20 protein-coding genes are annotated in these 17,372 nt (G+C 37.2%); 3 read left to right on the top strand and 17 right to left on the bottom strand.

Translation table 11 applies throughout. The features are described 5' to 3' along the window. Positions 1-15 precede the first annotated feature (15 nt). Entirely contained in the window at positions 16-663 is a 648-nt protein-coding gene (gene prsW, locus PQ479_RS01495; protein ID WP_047989344.1) for a glutamic-type intramembrane protease PrsW, read from the bottom strand. 114 nt (positions 664-777) lie between these two features. On the opposite strand from prsW, the gene PQ479_RS01490 reads away from it, so the two are divergent. Beyond that, complete coding sequence (locus PQ479_RS01490) at positions 778-1,746, top strand: asparaginase (protein ID WP_047989345.1); 969 nt, start codon at positions 778-780, stop codon at positions 1,744-1,746. A 504-nt stretch (positions 1,747-2,250) separates the two neighbouring features. On the opposite strand, the gene PQ479_RS01485 is transcribed toward PQ479_RS01490, so the two are convergent. The 9 genes from PQ479_RS01485 to PQ479_RS01445 form a co-directional block, all read right to left on the bottom strand. Further along, positions 2,251-3,222 carry a YpdA family putative bacillithiol disulfide reductase gene (locus tag PQ479_RS01485; protein ID WP_047989346.1) on the bottom strand — a complete coding sequence of 324 codons (972 nt, stop codon included), beginning with the start codon at positions 3,220-3,222 and terminating at the stop codon, positions 2,251-2,253. Between the two features lie 26 nt (positions 3,223-3,248). Next, on the bottom strand, positions 3,249-4,169 hold the full coding sequence (locus tag PQ479_RS01480) for a D-alanine--D-alanine ligase family protein (protein WP_047989347.1): 921 nt from the start codon (positions 4,167-4,169) through the stop codon (positions 3,249-3,251). Positions 4,170-4,355: 186 nt separating this feature from the next. Beyond that, a complete protein-coding gene (locus PQ479_RS01475) occupies positions 4,356-4,955 on the bottom strand; it encodes a genetic competence negative regulator (protein ID WP_047989348.1) in 600 nt (199 codons plus the stop codon). 111 nt (positions 4,956-5,066) lie between these two features. Next, positions 5,067-5,942, bottom strand: coding sequence for a MerR family transcriptional regulator (locus tag PQ479_RS01470; protein WP_053070431.1), 876 nt, complete (start codon positions 5,940-5,942; stop codon positions 5,067-5,069). 52 nt (positions 5,943-5,994) lie between these two features. Continuing rightward, positions 5,995-6,762 carry a metallophosphoesterase gene (locus PQ479_RS01465; protein WP_047989349.1) on the bottom strand — a complete coding sequence of 256 codons (768 nt, stop codon included), beginning with the start codon at positions 6,760-6,762 and terminating at the stop codon, positions 5,995-5,997. Between the two features lie 15 nt (positions 6,763-6,777). Beyond that, positions 6,778-7,569 (bottom strand): hypothetical protein, encoded by a 792-nt coding sequence (locus PQ479_RS01460; protein WP_047989350.1) that lies wholly within the window; start codon positions 7,567-7,569, stop codon positions 6,778-6,780. After that, positions 7,566-8,108, bottom strand: coding sequence for an RNA polymerase sigma factor (locus PQ479_RS01455; RefSeq protein ID WP_047989351.1), 543 nt, complete (start codon positions 8,106-8,108; stop codon positions 7,566-7,568). The genes PQ479_RS01460 and PQ479_RS01455 overlap by 4 nt, the downstream gene beginning before the upstream one ends. 183 nt (positions 8,109-8,291) lie before the next feature. Next, positions 8,292-8,435: a hypothetical protein gene (locus PQ479_RS01450; protein ID WP_273716718.1), complete on the bottom strand. Its 144-nt coding sequence runs from the start codon at positions 8,433-8,435 to the stop codon at positions 8,292-8,294. A 66-nt stretch (positions 8,436-8,501) separates the two neighbouring features. Continuing rightward, positions 8,502-9,713 carry a M20 family metallopeptidase gene (locus tag PQ479_RS01445; RefSeq protein ID WP_047989352.1) on the bottom strand — a complete coding sequence of 404 codons (1,212 nt, stop codon included), beginning with the start codon at positions 9,711-9,713 and terminating at the stop codon, positions 8,502-8,504. 718 nt (positions 9,714-10,431) lie between these two features. Between PQ479_RS01445 and PQ479_RS01440 the strand changes: the two genes are divergently transcribed. Continuing rightward, positions 10,432-10,653, top strand: a complete 222-nt coding sequence (locus PQ479_RS01440) for a hypothetical protein (protein WP_047989353.1) — start codon at positions 10,432-10,434, stop codon at positions 10,651-10,653. A gap of 122 nt (positions 10,654-10,775) precedes the next feature. On the opposite strand, the gene PQ479_RS01435 is transcribed toward PQ479_RS01440, so the two are convergent. Genes PQ479_RS01435 through PQ479_RS01415 form a run of 5 tightly spaced genes read right to left on the bottom strand, consistent with a single transcriptional unit; the run spans position 10,776 to position 14,663 of the window. Further along, positions 10,776-11,216: a DUF2663 family protein gene (locus PQ479_RS01435; RefSeq protein WP_047989354.1), complete on the bottom strand. Its 441-nt coding sequence runs from the start codon at positions 11,214-11,216 to the stop codon at positions 10,776-10,778. 46 nt (positions 11,217-11,262) lie between these two features. Further along, entirely contained in the window at positions 11,263-11,535 is a 273-nt protein-coding gene (locus tag PQ479_RS01430; RefSeq protein WP_047989355.1) for a hypothetical protein, read from the bottom strand. Then, on the bottom strand, positions 11,535-12,119 hold the full coding sequence (locus PQ479_RS01425) for a CPBP family intramembrane glutamic endopeptidase (RefSeq protein WP_047989356.1): 585 nt from the start codon (positions 12,117-12,119) through the stop codon (positions 11,535-11,537). Before PQ479_RS01425 ends, PQ479_RS01430 begins: the two co-directional genes overlap by 1 nt. Next, positions 12,116-13,630, bottom strand: a complete 1,515-nt coding sequence (locus PQ479_RS01420) for a RecQ family ATP-dependent DNA helicase (RefSeq protein WP_047989357.1) — start codon at positions 13,628-13,630, stop codon at positions 12,116-12,118. Before PQ479_RS01420 ends, PQ479_RS01425 begins: the two co-directional genes overlap by 4 nt. Then, positions 13,614-14,663, bottom strand: a complete 1,050-nt coding sequence (locus tag PQ479_RS01415) for a YpbB family protein (protein ID WP_047989358.1) — start codon at positions 14,661-14,663, stop codon at positions 13,614-13,616. Before PQ479_RS01415 ends, PQ479_RS01420 begins: the two co-directional genes overlap by 17 nt. A gap of 278 nt (positions 14,664-14,941) precedes the next feature. On the opposite strand from PQ479_RS01415, the gene PQ479_RS01410 reads away from it, so the two are divergent. Continuing rightward, the gene (locus PQ479_RS01410) at positions 14,942-15,190 is read left to right on the top strand and encodes a ferredoxin (RefSeq protein ID WP_047989359.1); all 249 of its coding nucleotides are present in this window, start codon (positions 14,942-14,944) and stop codon (positions 15,188-15,190) included. 608 nt (positions 15,191-15,798) lie between these two features. Here PQ479_RS01410 and PQ479_RS01405 read toward each other — a convergent pair. Together PQ479_RS01405 and PQ479_RS01400 are read right to left on the bottom strand one after the other, a co-directional pair. Beyond that, entirely contained in the window at positions 15,799-16,530 is a 732-nt protein-coding gene (locus PQ479_RS01405; RefSeq protein WP_047989360.1) for a sulfite exporter TauE/SafE family protein, read from the bottom strand. 97 nt (positions 16,531-16,627) lie between these two features. After that, on the bottom strand, positions 16,628-17,329 hold the full coding sequence (locus PQ479_RS01400) for a FadR/GntR family transcriptional regulator (protein ID WP_047989361.1): 702 nt from the start codon (positions 17,327-17,329) through the stop codon (positions 16,628-16,630). Positions 17,330-17,372: the final 43 nt, after the last annotated feature.

Below are 17,372 nucleotides of genomic sequence, written 5' to 3'. Positions count from 1 at the left end.
TTTCTACCTCCCTCTTCAGCTGTCAAACCGACTTGCTAGCTTTACTTTATGTAGGGCAAATAACCATAAGCAAATCATAAATGGTATCACTACAAATAAAAAGTAATGATTGACGAGTCCTGTAATTAAATCATAGACGCTATGTAATGTCACTGGTACGAGCAAGGCTAAAAGCAAATAGGAGTTTTTCCCCTCTGCTTCAGTCTTAGCTTTACCAAAATAATAACCCATTATCACACCAAACAAAGCATGACTTGTAACTGGTAATAACGCTCTACCTATAGCAGTTTCTACCCCAAATGCGACTAAATAAAACACATTCTCAACGGAGGCAAAACCTAAAGCTACGGCAACACCAAAGATAATACCATCATAATGCCTTTTAAACTTTGCATGCTGATAGACAAGAAAAAACAATAAAAACCATTTGAAGAACTCTTCAAAAAAACCGTATAAAATAACAGCTTGTGAGATCGTATCTGTAAATATGCCTTCTACGATAAACGCGTATTGTAAAACCATAATCGGAAAAACTAATATACCACCAGCGATAAAAGAACGCAAAACAAGTCCATTGATTTCATGCGTATACTGGTGCCTCAAATAAAAATAGGATAGTAAGGCCATACCTGGAGCAATGGCCGCGGTTAGCACTGCAAACAAATTCGGTCCGACCCTTCTTTTAGGAAACTTAATAAAATTGATAGGCACTATCTCATAATATCGTTATAATAATATCGTAACACGTGGTGTAATGAAAAAACAGAGGTGATAGCGATGAATAAAATCTTGATCGTTCATACAGGTGGTACGATTGCCATGCAAGAAGATGCACAAGGCTCAGTAAAGCCTTTTGAGATAAATCCATTATATTCCACAGTTGACTCTCTCGCAAGTGAAGCGTTGCTCGTGAATGATGAATTTATGAATATTCCTTCTCCACATATGACGCCTTCGATCATGCTAGATTTAGCAAATCGAATTAAAACAAGAGTGCTGCAAGAGCATTTTAATGGTGTTGTGATAACCCATGGAACAGATACACTAGAAGAGACTGCTTATTTCTTGGATTTACTTTTTGATTGGGAGATTCCGATTGTTGTTACAGGTGCGATGCGTTCTAGTAACGAATTAGGTTCAGATGGTCCTCATAACTTAATTTCTGCCATTAAAGTAGCTTCTTGTGAAGCGGCTCGTTCTCAAGGAGTTTTAGTTGTTTTTAATGACGAAATACATAGTGCTAAAAATGTCACAAAAACACATTCAAGTAATATTGCGACTTTTCAAAGTCCACAATACGGTCCGATTGGAATTATTACGAAGCAAAATGTTAATTTCCACCACACTTTAGCTAACCGTGAAAGTTTTAAAATCAATCAGCTGACAAAAAAAGTAGTTTTGTTAAAGGTTTACGCGGGAATGGAGCCCGAAATTCTCGATGCTTTACTTGCAAGGAAAGTGGATGGTTTTGTGATTGAAGCGTTCGGACAAGGCAATGTGCCTCCACTGATTGTAGCGAAGCTTGAGGAGGCTTTAAGTAGGCAGATACCTATTGTTTTAGTATCGAGATGTTTTAGTGGGATTGTACAGGATGTTTATGGCTATGAGGGTGGCGGACGCCGTTTAAAGGAATTAGGTGTTATCTTCACGAATGGCCTAAATGGTCAAAAAGCCCGTCTGAAACTACTCGTCGCTCTTGAATTAACGAATGACCCTAATGAATTACAGGAGTTATTTTTGAAGTAATCTGCAACTTTCAAACCCCTTGACTGCAAGGGGTTTTTGTATGAAAGTTACATGGGTGGTGCACATTTCTCGAGATAACTTGACCTTTCAAAGTCTTTGTTTTTGGTCCATTTTTGAAAATCGAAATGACCTCACCAGTCGAATGAATTCGTCTGAAGGTTCATTTCGATTTTCAAAACTTCACGCAGTCGCGTGAAGTAGCCAAGCAAGCTTGGCTAACAGTCCAAAAACACTTGGATTTTAGATGCTAATCCTGATGAGTTACTACTCTCTCTTTTTTTTTGGTGGTGGCTGTTTGTGCGGTGCGCTGAATCTTTTTAGGAAAGCTCTTGCGAGTTCCTCCCTAAAAAGCGGTGGGGTTACGGCAAAATATGAGAATCCTCAAAACTTTTTATGAATGAAAAGCCACCAGTTACAGAACAAAATACCATTTTCACGTTTGCTCGGTTTTTTTTCTGCTTTTCCGGTTCGTAATTCCGCGTTTGCTCGGGCTTCGCTCGTATGTTAATTCGAACGTTCTCTGCTGAGAATAGCTTGGGCGATTCTTTCACCGTGGAAGCGTCCGTTTTCAATGAAGATTTCATTAGCATTATTTCCAGCAGCGATTACTCCTGCAATATAAAGTCCTTCTATATTTGTTTCCATTGATTCGTCGAGAAAAAGAGGTCTTCCAGTACTTGAATCAACCGTTACACCAGCAGCTTTTAAGAATGAATGATCAGGATGATATCCTGTCATCGCAAAAACAAAGTCAGCGTTAACCTTTTTCTCAACTCCATTGATTTGATAAATGACTTCTTTCTCTTTAATTTCAACCACTTCTGCTTGAAAGAAATGGTCGATTTTTTTATGTCTAACTAAAGCGTCATATTCAGGTAAAATCCAAGGTTTGACACTTGATGAATAGTCAGAGCCACGATAAAGAACGGTCACTTTTGCACCAGCTTTTTCTAATTCTAAAGTCGCATCGACTGCTGAATTTTTTCCACCTATTACAACAACCTCTTTATTAAAAAAAGGATGTGCTTCTTTAAAATAATGAAAGACATGAGGTAAATCCTCTCCAGGGACCTTCAAAAAGTTTGGTGAATCATAATAACCGGTTGCGATAATGACATGGCTTGCTTCATACGTTTGTTTATCTGTTAGCAGCTTAAATCCTTGTTCTTGTTTTTGTACCGACTGAACCATCTCATACGTATGAATTCGTATTTGCTTGCGTTTGACGACTTCACGATAATAAGCAAGTGCTTGATTACGCTTTGGTTTTCGTTCTTCAATGACAAAAGCCACCCCACCAATTTCTAATTTTTCACTTGTGCTAAAAAACGTCTGATGGGTCGGATATTGATAAATGGCATGAACAATATTACCTTTTTCAATGACCAGAGGATCAAACCCTGCCTCTTGACAAGCGATGGCAGCTGCTAATCCACACGGACCCGCACCAATAATAACGATTTTCTCTTTATTCATGAATTCCACTCCCACTTACATTTCGACTATTTACCTTTATTTAACGATAATTGAATCAATTCTTCTATCATTTCATCATACTCTAAACCAACTTCTCTCGCTGCATCTGGATAAAGACTCGTTGGAGTCATCCCTGGTAATGTATTCACCTCAAGAATAACAGGGTCTCCCGTTTCCGGCACAATAAAGTCTACACGAGAATAGACTTCACACCCTAATACTTGATGAGCATAGACGGCATGCTCTTGTACGTAGTCCATTTGTGCTGTTGATAACCTAGCTGGCACAATATGTTCACTCATACCTTGTGAATATTTAGATTCATAATCATAATGTTTATTTTTAGGAACAATTTCAACGACAGGCAGGCTTTTTTCAGAGCCTTTATTCCCGAGCACAGCAACCGTTACTTCTGTTCCCTTAATGTATTCCTCTAATAATATCGTCTCATCAAACTGCAGAGCTTGCAAAATCCCATTCATTAATTCTTCGTGATTTTCTGCAATCGTTAAGCCAATGGTTGAACCTTCTTGATTCGGTTTAACAACTACTGGAAATGCTAATTCACAAACAAATGTCTGCTCTGAGAATTGATGCTTATATAATACTTGTTCCTTGGCAACTCTTGTATTCATGAGTTCAAAGAAACGTTTTGACTTTGCTTTATCAATCGCAAGCCCAGAAGCTTGCGAGCCAGAACCTACATAAGGAATGGCTAACATATCTAATAACGCTTGAACTTTACCATCTTCACCAAAACGTCCATGTAATCCGATATACACGACATCTACTTGCAAGGAAATGATTTCTTCTAATTTTTTCGGGTCAAAATCAATACCGATGACCTCATGTCCTTTATTTTTTAACGCTTGAATAATCCCTTTTCCTGATGAAAGTGAAACCTCTCGCTCTGCTGAAACTCCTCCATATAATACGGCTATTTTCATTGATGACTCACTCCTAAGTTTAGTATGTATTGTAGTGTATTCGTCCAAATGAATCTGGTCACATATGTACTCGCCTCATTAGTTTAACAAAAAAACGTCAAAAAAACAGTCTTTGAACATCGTAGGCATTCAAGGATAACGTTTTCTTCACAAAAAAAATTGATGACAAGTTTTGCCACCAACTTCTTACTTCTGCATAAATATTCGGTAAAGCTTGTATACTGCTTCAAATTCAATAAGCTCCTTACCATATTCTCGGATCCGATAAATGGATGCCGTTGAAGAATTTCCATATTCAGATAATAAAGCAATAAATGCCTCTTCATTTAAATGATTAATATCAAATTCTTCGAATTGAAGGTAATAACGATTTTCAAAAAGATATAAAGCTCCACCGATAACGCCAAAATCAAATAAGCGACCAGAAAGCTGAATCACATCCTCAAATTCTTTAAATTCATAAAGGATATCTTCACTTTCATCTAAAGTGACCTGCATTTCTATATACCCTTCTTCAAATGCGTCTAAATCAAATTCTTCATCAACATCACCTTTTGTCACGATAATGACCATACCTTGTGCAGGCATTGCAAAAACTTCTACAGCTATAGGACCATCTATTTTAAAACCGAGCTCATCATCGGCTTCCATCATCATATCACGAAATAAATCATGTACTTTCGGGACATCTTGCCATAAGTCTTCTTTAGTGATGCCACGTTCATTCATATCGTCAAAGGTTAAGAATGCTTTAAATTTATTGATATCTAAACGTTCTAAACGCACACACATGGCCCTCCTTCTACAATGAAAATAAAAGTATCCCATAAAAGATCTCTTACCATACGGTATGTAAAGAGCAATCATATGGTTCTAGTTCAATCCCCATGTACAAACCTAAATATTCGAGATTATATCTTTCGCCCAATTTTCCCAGCTGATTTGACTTGTATCAAGTTGCTTTGATTTCCACTTTAATTCTTTGCCCGTAAAAAAGGTATCGTGATAAGAACCTATTGGCTTGTCCTCAACATTATTATGTTCAACGATATATATATAATCCGCTTCTGACGTCACGATAAATGCAGGTTGAACCTGGTCAGTTACATGTATAAGATCCTTTTCACTCATGCTTGCACCTAGATTAATAACCTTAAACCCTTTTCGCCTTAAAAACAAGATAAAACATACAAGCGCTAATTCATTGGGGTTCTTCTCAGCTGAAACAGCTAAAATCTTTGGATGTGGACCTTCTTTTGGCGAGCGGTCGTATATTTGACTCATTTTCATGGTCAAGAACGTTTCCACGAAATGAAATTGGGCATTTCCTACCTCATCGTTATTTTTCATTTGATGAACACGATGATAAACCGTTAATACAAGATCTTGAATGACATGCTCTATTGAAAATAGACTAAAAGCCATCTCTAGTTTCTGTTCAGCTTCTCTCTCATCAAAAATAAGCAGAGCGTTCAAGCAATCATTCACCAGCTTCTCATTAGGATTAGATAACTGACCACTTCTAACTTCTGATATACGTCCTTCATTTGTCAGCCACTCCACAGCCTGTCCTATCGTTAGGCCATGCTGCATTTTCTCAATAAGCCATTGAATAGTCCTGATCTGTTCATCCGTATAAACTCGATGGCCAGCTTGATTTCGAAGCGGTTCAATAAATTGATACCTTCGCTCCCAAGCCCGCAATGTCCCCGGTTGAATGCCCACTATTTTAGCCACTGCTTTTATATTGTACTTTGCTTCCTTTGTAGACATCTCTACTCCCCTTATCAAGTCACATACCATCTCCACACCTACTAGTAAAACATCAATTTGATGAAGAGTTTCTTAATTGAATGAGATGTGTTTCACTTTTGGCACCTAGTCTTAATGGCAATAAAGACGTACCATAACCATTACTAATTAATGTCGTTAACTGCTTCTTTTGTGTAAGAGAGCCAAGGTCCTCGAGTCCCCATCCGAACAAACGAATTTGTCCTCCATGTGTATGCCCAGCTAACAGTAAAGAAAAAGGGTGTTCTTCCGGTAAATATTCACGGACTAACGGGAAATGACTGACTAAAATAGTGAATGGACTTTCCACTTTTTTATAAAAAGAATAATGATCAAGTGGCTTATCTAACGCCTTAACCCCTACTATTTGTATTCGTTCATCCTCTTGATTTAAATCAATGACCTCATTTTCTAACATATGAACATGATATTTATCAAAAAGTGCAACCAACTTCTCTTGATCGGCTTCAACATCATTATTTCCCCAGACAAAATAGACATCTGCTAATTGGGTAAGCTTTTGCAGGTTGGCTTCAACCTTTTGTAATGGGACCGTACGCTCGGTAAAATCGCCCCCTATAATCACCGCATCACAATGACCGATGGAACTGAGCAATGAATTACTTATAGAACGACGATGAACATCACTAATAAAAAACAAACGATAACCGTCAAAAGCCTTCGGTAACGTTGGAAAATCCAAAGTATGGTGCAACAGTCGATTTCTGTTCGCTTCTAAATACATGTAAGAGAATGTCGCGATGGCCCCTATTGTTAAAAATGATGTCATTATTTTTTTCATAAAATGCTCCTCCAACTAGTATGACTCTTCCCATCTCATTGAATGGATCATAGCTATGCTTTTTTCGAGTTGTTCCTCCTGTTTTCCTGCATGAACCTCTACAGTATAAACAAAATAACCAAGTTCTCGTTGTTCAACCCAAATATAAATCGTTTCATCCACATTACCTGTTTGCTTGACTCCCATTAATTCACGTGGCAGTTCAGGCACATGAATATCTAACTCTTCACCTGGTAATTGTTCTACAAAATCGTTTATGTCAGCTTGATTTTCATAATGAGCGATCGTCATTAGTTCCACTGATTCAGATTCATCATAAAAAATGATTTCCTGACTCTTTTCTCGATAAGAAATGTGGTTTGGAACTTCGATACTAAAACTTTCTTCTTCCAATTCAAAAACGAATTCAGTTGTCATGAGCTCTAGTTGTTCCTTCTCTTCAGACTGCTCACTAGGGACTTGATTTCCCAAATTAGAATCGTAGGCCTCTTCATCTGAAGCATCTTCATCCATAAATATCTGAAAGTCATCCCCAGCTTCCATACCTGATTCACTATCATTTGATGAATAAGGGATTTGCTCAAAAACTTGCATAAACAACCAGCCAACACCAAATACAACTAGTAATGTAGCACAAACAGAAGCCCATTTCCAATAAGGACGCTTTTCGTAAAGTGGCACTCTATTTTGTTCTTCATTAGCTTCTATGATTTTAGACATAATACGGTCTGCATTTTGCTCAGAAGGGAGCTTATCATATTGTTTTTTTAGTTTTTTTAGCTTTTTCTCAAGAGGATCCAAACTCATATAGGCTCACCTTCTTTTGTATATTTTTCTTTTAACTGTTTTTTCGCACGCAACATCCGAGTTTTGACAGCTCCTTCGGAAATCTCCATGACATCCGCAATTTCTAGATAACTTAAATCATGGAAGTAATGAAGAACAATCGGTACTTTATATTTTGAATCTAATGATTGAACCAATACATGTAAATGACGTGACTCCTCATCAAAATGTTTTTCAATATACGCTTCATCTGAAAGAAGTTGTTTTTTTTCTTTCAGCTGTAGCCACTTTTTCTTTTGACGCTGTTCATGACGATAAAAATCTCTTACTACATTTAACGTCAACGAATAAAGCCATGTCGTAAACTTTCCATGTGTATGCTTCGTAATAAAACGATAAACCTTAATAAACACTTCCTGTGTTACATCATCAATTTGATAGGCAGGTACACCTAATTGAAAACAAAATCTTTCAACGGTTTTTAAATGGGTACTTACTAAGGAATGAAATGCCTCCTCGTTCCCTTCTTTAGCCTGCCTTAACCATTCTTCTTCTTTCACATTAAAGAACCCCCTACCTAACCACATCTCTAAACTTTACAGGTAACGAGTATCCCACTACCTATAAAACGCTAACGATCGTCAATACGTTTCAAAAAATTCTTCAATGAGTACCCAGTACCCCTCATTCACCAATCCATATTTTTCATCGGAAGAAACAGAATATCGCCTTTATCTTCACTTTTATTCAAAACTCAAATGGCGAAGCTCGTTCACTTCGCCACCACAAAAATCAAAGTAGTGGCGACTATTTAAAAAGTTGGTTCTTTCTCCATCACCACTAGGAGTCACACGAACAAACATGGAGCAATGACCTGCTAACTTCAAGGCACAACCTACCACCCATAAGTACACTTTCATTCAAAAGAAAAAAGCCAGTCAACGGACCAGCCTCTATTTTCCTGACAATACATCCTCACTTTGGATAGAATGCTTTAATAAATAAGTAAGAGCAGACGAAGCCAACAATTGTGCAGCGTGTAAAAGAGCTGATTCATCAATATCAAATTTAGGGTGGTGATGTGGATACGTAATCCCTTTTTGCTGATTACCTGCCCCTGTAAAAAAGAACGTCCCCGGAACACGTTCCAAATAATACGAAAAATCCTCTCCACCCATTACTGGACTCATTCTCGTGAAGCTCAAATCTTTAAATAAAGACTCCTGTCCTTCCACAAACTGCCTCGTAGCATTAACATCGTTAACCACAGTTGGGTAACCTTTCTTATATAAATAGGAATAACTGGCCCCCATCGCCTCACATACACCCTTCGTCACTTGTTCGATTCTTTCAATAATATAATCTTGTATCTTGTTATCAAAAGTTCGGACCGTTCCAACTAATTGAGCCGTATCCGCGATTACATTAAAAGGACCACCCGCATGAAAAGAAGCAACCGTAATTACTGCAGACTCTAATGGATCAACATTACGACTTACAATCTGCTGCAGACTTAGAACGACTTGACTACCAACCGTAATAGCGTCAATCGTCTCATGTGGAGAAGCACCGTGACCACCTCGACCTTGGACGACTATTTCAAACCGATCTGCTGCCGCCATACTTGGCCCTTCTAAATACCCAATTTGTCCAACTTCGAATGGAGACCATAAGTGGGTGCCATAAATGACATCCACACCATCTAAGCAACCGGCTTTAATCATTTGAATCGCACCACCAGGAGCTAGTTCTTCTGCGAATTGATGTATAAGAACGATAGTTCCTTCTAATTCTTCCTGATAGGTCATTAATGCTTTCGCTACAAGAAGTAATGATGCTGTATGACCATCATGCCCACAAGCATGCATTTTTCCAGGAATCGTACTTGCAAAAGGTAAACCCGTTTCTTCTTGAATAGGTAAGGCATCAAAATCAGCTCTTAAAGCAACGGTTTTTCCCGGCTTTCCACCTCGAATATATCCGACAACCCCACGTCCACCAACTTCTGTATGTACCTCAACACCAATATTTTCTAGATAAGAAGCTATTTTTTTCGGTGTTTCAATTTCTTCAAAAGAAAGTTCCGGATATTGATGTAGCTCACGCCTAATCATAATCATTTCCTGTTCATGCTCTCGTAAGAAGTTTAAAACTTTCTCAATCATCCAAACACCTCACTTTTTCTTTTTATTTTACCTTCCAATCTCAGAAAAGAAAATGATATTTTCGAAAACTCCAACAAATAAACCGTCACAATTCCGAAACATTACGAAACAAACTCCCCTAAAAACGGGCCAACTGTTTAAAAAGTCTCCACTACTTTCACCTTTATTGGTGGAGAAGTGAACCTGGACGTCTATCAGGTCATTTCGATTTTCAAATTAAGGCCCCAAAAATAAAACCAAGGAATCAACTTTTATGGAGCATAACCACTAACTCTCATACAAAATAAAAACTGATACCCAATTGGATACCAGCTTGCTCATACATTCATTAATCTGTTAACTCAGAAAGCTTCAACATATAATAAGCCATTGCTACTGCAGAAACCATAGCCAATAGACCGATTCCTAACACTGCGGTAAGTTGAACTAAAGTCATGAATCAACACTCCTATCTAGCAATATAGCGTTTCACAATTAAAATTATAACATATTGAATGAACCTCTCCGCTCTGAAAATGTGACAACTTTTCTAACAAAAGGACAAAACTCCAATCAAAATACCCCTTTTTGCCAAAAATACTCGAACATTTAATGGGTAGAAAATCCAACATATTAATTGAAAACTCAAAATAAAAGCTTTATACTGAAAATAACAGAGTCAGGAAAACGCTTTCATAACATGTACATTCTAATCGCTTTAAAAAGAGGAGGTATAATCATGAACTTACAAAAAATCACGAACAAGTCTTTGATTACTAACGCAGACTTAAGTTTTAGTCAACGCTTCGGCTTGCCCATTGAAGTATGCTGTTGCAAAACAAGCGAAACACTGGCTTTTGGTCAAATTCAAGATTTCAATGACCGGTTCATCATGGTCGCTGATCGTTTATTCCAGCGTGACAGTAATTTATTTTTCGGAAACCGCCACTTAACTGCTTAAACTTCAAGTCACGTTTATCACCCACCAACTTACATTGTCCTCTAGTCATGTTATTTTCTTTTACACAAATAGAGAGCTGTTTCTATTTATGTAGAATCCGCTCTCTAACTTAGATCTCTTTGCTATTTATAAAATAGATTGATATCATGCTGTTTACCAATTTGTTTGAAAAGTTTATGTCTTTTGACCCAAGTACCGTCTGCTTCCCACAGCTCAGGCGTTTTTTCAATGACTTCAGCCCGCAACTCCTCATATTCCTTTTCAGCTTTTTTCTCTTTCTTTTGGAAATATCGAACTTGTGCAATCCCTATGGCAACTAATAATACAAGAAATATCGTCATTGGATCTATTTGGAATAACTTGTGATAATTAAACCCTGATTTAAAAGCTCCAAAGCTAAATGCATAAAAAGCAAGTAACACTAAAGCCGCTATACAACCTAAACAAAAGTACGTCCATATCTTCGTTGCCTTTTCCATCTGTATCAACTTGTTCCTACGCTTGATTAATTCTTGAAGCATCTCTTTAAAAAATAATGGCATTTCTTCTTGTTTGTGATTCATCGTCCAACACCTCCCTCAATATAAGAATATGAGGTGGTGAAATAGACTAGAACAAGCTTTCAAATAATGAGCGAAACCAATCAGGGTTGTATAAGAATGTCGTAATGATGATAATAAAAAGCACAAGTAACGTACGAACGGTTAATAATCTTAAGCTACGGTTACGCTTCACCGCTTTTCTATTTGTTTGATGCTTATCTGACCTCGGAGTCCACTCCGCTTTTTCTTCTAATACCTCTAATTGATATTCATATTGTGTCTCTAATTCCATCTCATCTAGCTGTCCTGGGTAAGGACGCTGTGCTCTTGACTTTTCCATTAGGCTCCTCCTTCAACTAACTGTAACCGTATTAACAGGCCCAACATGGCATCTATCAAAAAATGTATCATGATTGTGACGAATAAATTGCCTGTCCATTCAAAAATAATACCAATCAAAAAACTTAAAACGATAACCCCAATAAATAATACAGGTTTGCTAATATATCGAAAATGCAAGCCCGCAAAAACGATGCTTGCAACCACTAAACCAAAACTTGATTGAATGACACCGCGAAAAAATACTTCTTCACAGAAGGCTATCACCATTGATAAGAATAAAATATGGGGAATGGAGAGTCCTTTAAATAACTTTTTATTTAACCCACCATCATTAAATGCTTCTTCAGAAAATACCTTCATTGCGACAATATTTAGGAAAACCACTATGAAAGCAACAAAGGAACCGATGATCAATATAGAGAAGGGCTGCCAGCTAAAAAGTGTCAACCAATCGCTCCACTGTTCAAAAAATAAAAGGCTTAAAATACCTGCTAAAAGGAGTAATAACCCTTGTGTTAAATAGACACTAATAGTTAAACCTTTTACCGTAAGTTGTTCGATCGTTACATGTGTTTGCTTCACGTTTTATTCCCTACTTGTCCAAGTTTTATTGCGAGCTGATGTTGCCACCCTTTTTCCATTTGTATTGGTTGATGATAGTCTTGAAAAAATGTTGTTTGATCGAAACCACAAATGTCACAACAAATGGACAATTGTTCCGTTTTTAATTCGTCAAATACAGTCAAAATTCCTTCTCTTCTACACCGATTTACATAGATCCATTGTTCCATTTCTTTTAGCTTTTCTTCTTTAATATGAAGCCTCTCATTAAAAAAGGATAAAAGCCGCTCCACTAAAGTAAACTCAGTCATACCCTTTGCATTTACCAGTTCCCCCTCAATAAAACCCCATTTTTCCAATTGAAAATAAAGGACTCGAGCTGCGGTTTCTCCGCTTCCATATTGAAGGCATAAATCATACCATTGCTCGGGTGTGACATGGTTAATTTGAAGAAAACGAGAAAGGATTGCTTGAAGTTGCTCTCGTTCCAATTTATCCATCGAAATCAACTGTAAGGCTAATCCATGATCATACGGACATGTAAGTAAATAAGCAATGCTTGGTTTTTGATCTCGACCAGCCCTCCCGATTTCCTGGAGGTAAGATTCTAAATCCGTTGGGTAATGGAAGTGGATAACAAATCGAACATCGTGTTTATTTAACCCCATTCCAAATGCACTTGTACAACAAATAACTTCTAATTGCCCTTGTACAAATTGCTGCTGAATCATTAATCGCTCTTCATTTTTCATTCCTCCATGATAATGGCTTACTCGTTTCCCTTGTCTTTTTAAAAGCATGCTAACTTTCTCTGACCATAAGCGACTAGAAAAATAAATCATCCCAGGACCTTCTAAGTTTTTCACTAGTGTAAATAATCGGTCTAGCTTGTCTTCGGCTGTCTCAAATTTCTCAATTCTTAGTGCTATATTCTCTCTCTCAACTGAATGAATAAACATTGTAGCTTCTTTTATATCTAAAATACGGATTATATCCTCACGTACCTCGGCGGTTGCGGTTGCCGTAATTGCTAGCGTCGGTGGAAAACCCAGTTCTTGTCTTATTTCTCTTAAACGTACATAGTCTGGTCTAAAATCGTGGCCCCACTGTGAGATACAATGGGCTTCATCAATAACCAATAAAGAAATCGTTAAGCTGTATAACCGTTCTTTCACTTGGTCATTTTGTAACATTTCAGGAGCTAAATAAATCATTTTATACGTATGCAAACGGTCTAGATGATATTTTTTTTCTTGATAACTCAAAAAACTATTTAAAGCGACCACTTCTTTTTTTCCGTTCTTTTTTAATTGTTGGATTTGATCTTCCATTAAGGAAAGTAGAGGCGATACAACAATTGTCACACCATGACTCATAAAAGCAGGAAGTTGGTAACATAAAGACTTCCCTGACCCTGTAGGTAACATCGCCACTACGTTTTGTTGCTCCATAATGGCCTGAATAATTTCCTTTTGCCCAGGCCGAAAGCTATCTAATCCAAAGTGATGTTTTAATTCAGCTTTCAAATTCATGATTTTTACTCCTTCTAGCCAATACTAAACGAATCATGAAGTAATCTATATATTCAGGAAGTACCTCTTTTAGCTCTTTAAGCTTTTTCGTTTTTTTACTTTCGATTGCTTCTTCCACTATTTGAATACTTGGCTCATCAAATAAAGAATATAAGTCAAACTCCGTTTCCAATAAAGCCAGTTCAACAATATGATCTTGAATCGTCGCTAGTTTCAAATCGCGCTTTTTACTAATTTCCTCCACGGAGAATCCTTGATAGTAATATTGTTTCGTTATTTCAGTTGAGTGCGACAATTTCTGCTTTTTTTGTTGGTTTAAATGGAGGAGACTTAGCACTGGATAGGCATTTGGTTGTTCATAAAGCTGCTGCAATAATTCATGTAAGGTTGCTTTATGTAGTAAATAAGCTTCATCTCTATCGACAAGAATAAGTTCCGCAGCTTGACTAATTGTGAGTCCAATTAACTGTGAACCGCTAAGCTGATGAACAAATAATTCTGCCTGCTCCTTCGTCATTGTCTGTAAGAAGGTTGCTAGTTCTTTATGTAATTGCTCCAAGGTCACGTCTGAACGTTTCTTTAAGGTGAGTACGATCTGTTTGACCTCTTTTTGTATCTCCCAGTCAGAAACGATAGGCACAAAGTTCTGTTTCTTTGAAACGGATGTTATCGTTTGAATAAATAAAATCAATCGTCGCCAAAAAGTCTGATCGATGCGGTGATAATTCCAACCGTTCCATTCAAATTGGTTGAATTTTTCGCAGGACTCTACATGTAATTTCTTAGCTTTTTCTGATAGCTGTAAATCAGTCAGCAAAATTTGCTCTTTTTGTAAAGTATCGATGTATGTTGTGAACTCCTCTTGTGTTAAAAAAGAAAAAAGACCGAAATAGTTAGTTAGTCCAAAAAGGTGGGTGTCTTGAATGGTTTGAACCGTTCTTTTCCCTTGAAGGATGGACCAGTAGCCGACTAAAGACTTTTGTCCTTTGCATCGGTTAATCGTATCTACAATGATATAGTCAATCAGCTTCATAATCTCCCACCTTTATAACTTTCTCTGGTTCTATTGTATCAGATCCTTGTCTATTCTCGTCTTAATTAGATAGATTTTATTTATTTTTGTCGATTTCTGCTTTACAGAGAGTGAAATTCTTCCTTTTGTGATACGAAGCTGTTGAAAAGTTTTAATTTTGGCTTTAAAATAGATGAAGGATAAAAACAGTCTGCTTCAGACGACATTCTAGATATGAAAAAATGTCATACCCTTTAGAGAGACTGATTATTGAGAATAAAATTGGAGGGTTTAATGTAATGGCTAAATTTACAATCGTTGATCAGGATACATGCATTGCTTGTGGTGCGTGTGGTGCTGCAGCTCCAGATATTTATGATTATGATGATGAAGGGATCGCTTTTGTCATACTTGATGACAATAAGGGAGTTACACCGGTTCCTGAAGAATTTGAGGAAGATATGATTGATGCATTAGAAGGATGCCCAACAGAATCCATTAAAGTGGCCGATGAATCGTTTGATGGAGATGCATTAAAATTTGAATAGATGCTTGTCAAGAAACTGTACGAATATCATGATAATGGTATCGTGCAGTTTTTTATATGAAAGTGCGAACATAGAGCGTTACTCGTCGCTCCAGAAATGCTCGCTCCGCGTCCTGCGGGGTGGCGCCGAACTAACTAGCTTCGCTAGTGGATTTCGGCTCTGCCACTATTTCCCGCGGGAGTCTTCGCGGCTTTTCTTCCGCTGGGTTATTGCTAATTCTCAAGTTCTAAAACAATCCAACAAACAAAATCAAATTTAAAAAGATCAAAACCAAATTGTATGAAGAGTTGAGTTGGAAAGGGCTTTTCGCCACTTTCATTTTTGTTGGTGGCGAAGCTTTGCTCGAGTAACTGTCATCATCGACCTTTTTCGTGTCGTTACTCAGGCTCTTCCCTCAAGTAACTGTCATGTTCGCCTCTTTGTGCAGATGCTACAAGGTTTGACCTCCGTATCTGCACAACTTGTATATCTTTATGGTGGCGATTGGCGTTTTATATGGAAGTTGCTGCTGATACTCATGTGCTTCTCATTCAAAACCAAATTGGTTCAAAATTCCATCAGTTATAGAGGCTAACATAACTTTCATATAGATAAATCCGATATCTTTGTTAGTGAAAAAAGATAAAATTAATGGCTGAGCACGCGACTAACAGAATTGCCATTCTTCTTACCACACTTGCTGAAACTTTTGTAAAAGCTTTTAATCCTAAAGAAGTACCAATAAGTACAGCCACTAAGCCAACAAGCACATACAGAATAGAGCTTGTCCCATAATCGCCATTAATCCCATGTAGTAGGACTGTAATCAAACTCGTTATAAAAAATACTGCTTGTAAATTTGCATTGTATCTCCCTTTATCCGCATAAACCATTAAAAAATAAAAGACATAAAAAGGCCCACCTACTGCAAATACTCCCCCTACTACACCACCAATAAATCCTATCACTATGGCTATAAACGTAGTCATCTGTTTGGAATGCATCATGATTTTTTTACTCCACATCAAATATATAACCATGAGTAATAATATTATTCCAAGCCATGTTTTTAAAATCTCGAGGTCTCCAAAGTATGTAAGAATAAAGAAACCAACCCCCCGCCCGACTATTGCGGATGATAGAACAGGTATTAACCCTTTCCAATCAAGATTTTTATATTGTTTACTCAAAATTCGGAGCGTAATAAACAAAGTTAACGTAATCACTAAAATCGTACTTTCTTTTACAGTAAAGAAATACGGTAGAATACTCATCGCAATTAACCCGAAACCAAAACCACTTACACCTTGAGCAAAGCTGCCAATTAATAAAACAACAAATATGAATATAATTTCCTGCATCACAATACTCCTCTGCCTTCATTCAAAGAGAAAAGAAAGCAGAATAAAACCCGCTTTCTTTGCTTAGTATAATCCTTTTACTTCGACCTCATTAATATTAGGAAAATAAATCTTTTTCCACAGCGACAATGTGATTCATCATTTTCGCATAAGCGACTTCTGCATTTTGCTCCATAATCGCTTCAAAAATTTCAACATGCTCTTTATATAAAGTAATAAGTCGCCGCCTATCATTATATAGAAACTTCTCACGTGCTTCTTTCATCGCTATTTGCATCGTTTCTGAAACCGTACTTAATAAATCTTGCAACATCTTATTTTTAGTGGCACGAACGACACATTCATGAAAAACAATATCTGCTTTTTCTCCTACTTTTCCATCATCGAGATTTTGTGCCATTTCATTAAGGACTTGTTTAAGGGCTAATAAATCCTCTTCTGTGCGATGAAGAGCCGCTAATTGAGCAGCACCTGTTTCAATAATTTTACGTATTTCAAATAATTCTTTTAAATCCTCTTTTCGCATCCAATTAACAGAAGGTAGAGCAGCTTTCGCTAAATTGTGATCAATTTCCTTAACAAAAGTACCTTCTCCTTGTTTTATCTCAATTAATCCTATTGCATTGAGTGCACTTAATGCCTCACGAATAGCTGAGCGGCCTACTTGAAACTTTTCTGCTAGTTGAGGTACTGAATCAAGACGTTCCCCTGGTTTTAATTGTTCATTCTTTATTTGTGCAGTTAATTGTTCGGCTATTAGTTCATACATTTTCTTAGGTTTGATCGGACCAAGAGACATAATTCCCCTCCAAAAAGCTACATATGCTCACGTAATATTCTTC

Source organism: Alkalihalobacillus pseudalcaliphilus (assembly GCF_028610675.1).
Lineage (GTDB): Bacteria > Bacillota > Bacilli > Bacillales > Bacillaceae_D > Alkalihalobacillus > Alkalihalobacillus pseudalcaliphilus.
The sequence above is the reverse complement of the archived record's forward strand: the minus strand, read 5'-3'. Positions and strand labels throughout refer to the sequence as shown.

Excerpts from the sequence above, each read along its gene's own strand:
- PQ479_RS01490 (WP_047989345.1), top strand. The coding sequence starts at position 778 with ATGAATAAAATCTTGATCGTTCATACAGGTGGTACGATTGCCATGCAA.
- PQ479_RS01485 (WP_047989346.1), bottom strand. The coding sequence starts at position 3,222 with ATGAATAAAGAGAAAATCGTTATTATTGGTGCGGGTCCGTGTGGATTA.
- PQ479_RS01480 (WP_047989347.1), bottom strand. The coding sequence starts at position 4,169 with ATGAAAATAGCCGTATTATATGGAGGAGTTTCAGCAGAGCGAGAGGTT.
- PQ479_RS01470 (WP_053070431.1), bottom strand. The coding sequence starts at position 5,942 with ATGTCTACAAAGGAAGCAAAGTACAATATAAAAGCAGTGGCTAAAATA.
- PQ479_RS01465 (WP_047989349.1), bottom strand. The coding sequence starts at position 6,762 with ATGAAAAAAATAATGACATCATTTTTAACAATAGGGGCCATCGCGACA.
- PQ479_RS01460 (WP_047989350.1), bottom strand. The coding sequence starts at position 7,569 with ATGAGTTTGGATCCTCTTGAGAAAAAGCTAAAAAAACTAAAAAAACAA.
- PQ479_RS01445 (WP_047989352.1), bottom strand. The coding sequence starts at position 9,713 with ATGATTGAGAAAGTTTTAAACTTCTTACGAGAGCATGAACAGGAAATG.
- PQ479_RS01440 (WP_047989353.1), top strand. The coding sequence starts at position 10,432 with ATGAACTTACAAAAAATCACGAACAAGTCTTTGATTACTAACGCAGAC.
- PQ479_RS01435 (WP_047989354.1), bottom strand. The coding sequence starts at position 11,216 with ATGAATCACAAACAAGAAGAAATGCCATTATTTTTTAAAGAGATGCTT.
- PQ479_RS01430 (WP_047989355.1), bottom strand. The coding sequence starts at position 11,535 with ATGGAAAAGTCAAGAGCACAGCGTCCTTACCCAGGACAGCTAGATGAG.
- PQ479_RS01420 (WP_047989357.1), bottom strand. The coding sequence starts at position 13,630 with ATGAATTTGAAAGCTGAATTAAAACATCACTTTGGATTAGATAGCTTT.
- PQ479_RS01415 (WP_047989358.1), bottom strand. The coding sequence starts at position 14,663 with ATGAAGCTGATTGACTATATCATTGTAGATACGATTAACCGATGCAAA.
- PQ479_RS01410 (WP_047989359.1), top strand. The coding sequence starts at position 14,942 with ATGGCTAAATTTACAATCGTTGATCAGGATACATGCATTGCTTGTGGT.
- PQ479_RS01405 (WP_047989360.1), bottom strand. The coding sequence starts at position 16,530 with ATGCAGGAAATTATATTCATATTTGTTGTTTTATTAATTGGCAGCTTT.
- PQ479_RS01400 (WP_047989361.1), bottom strand. The coding sequence starts at position 17,329 with ATGTCTCTTGGTCCGATCAAACCTAAGAAAATGTATGAACTAATAGCC.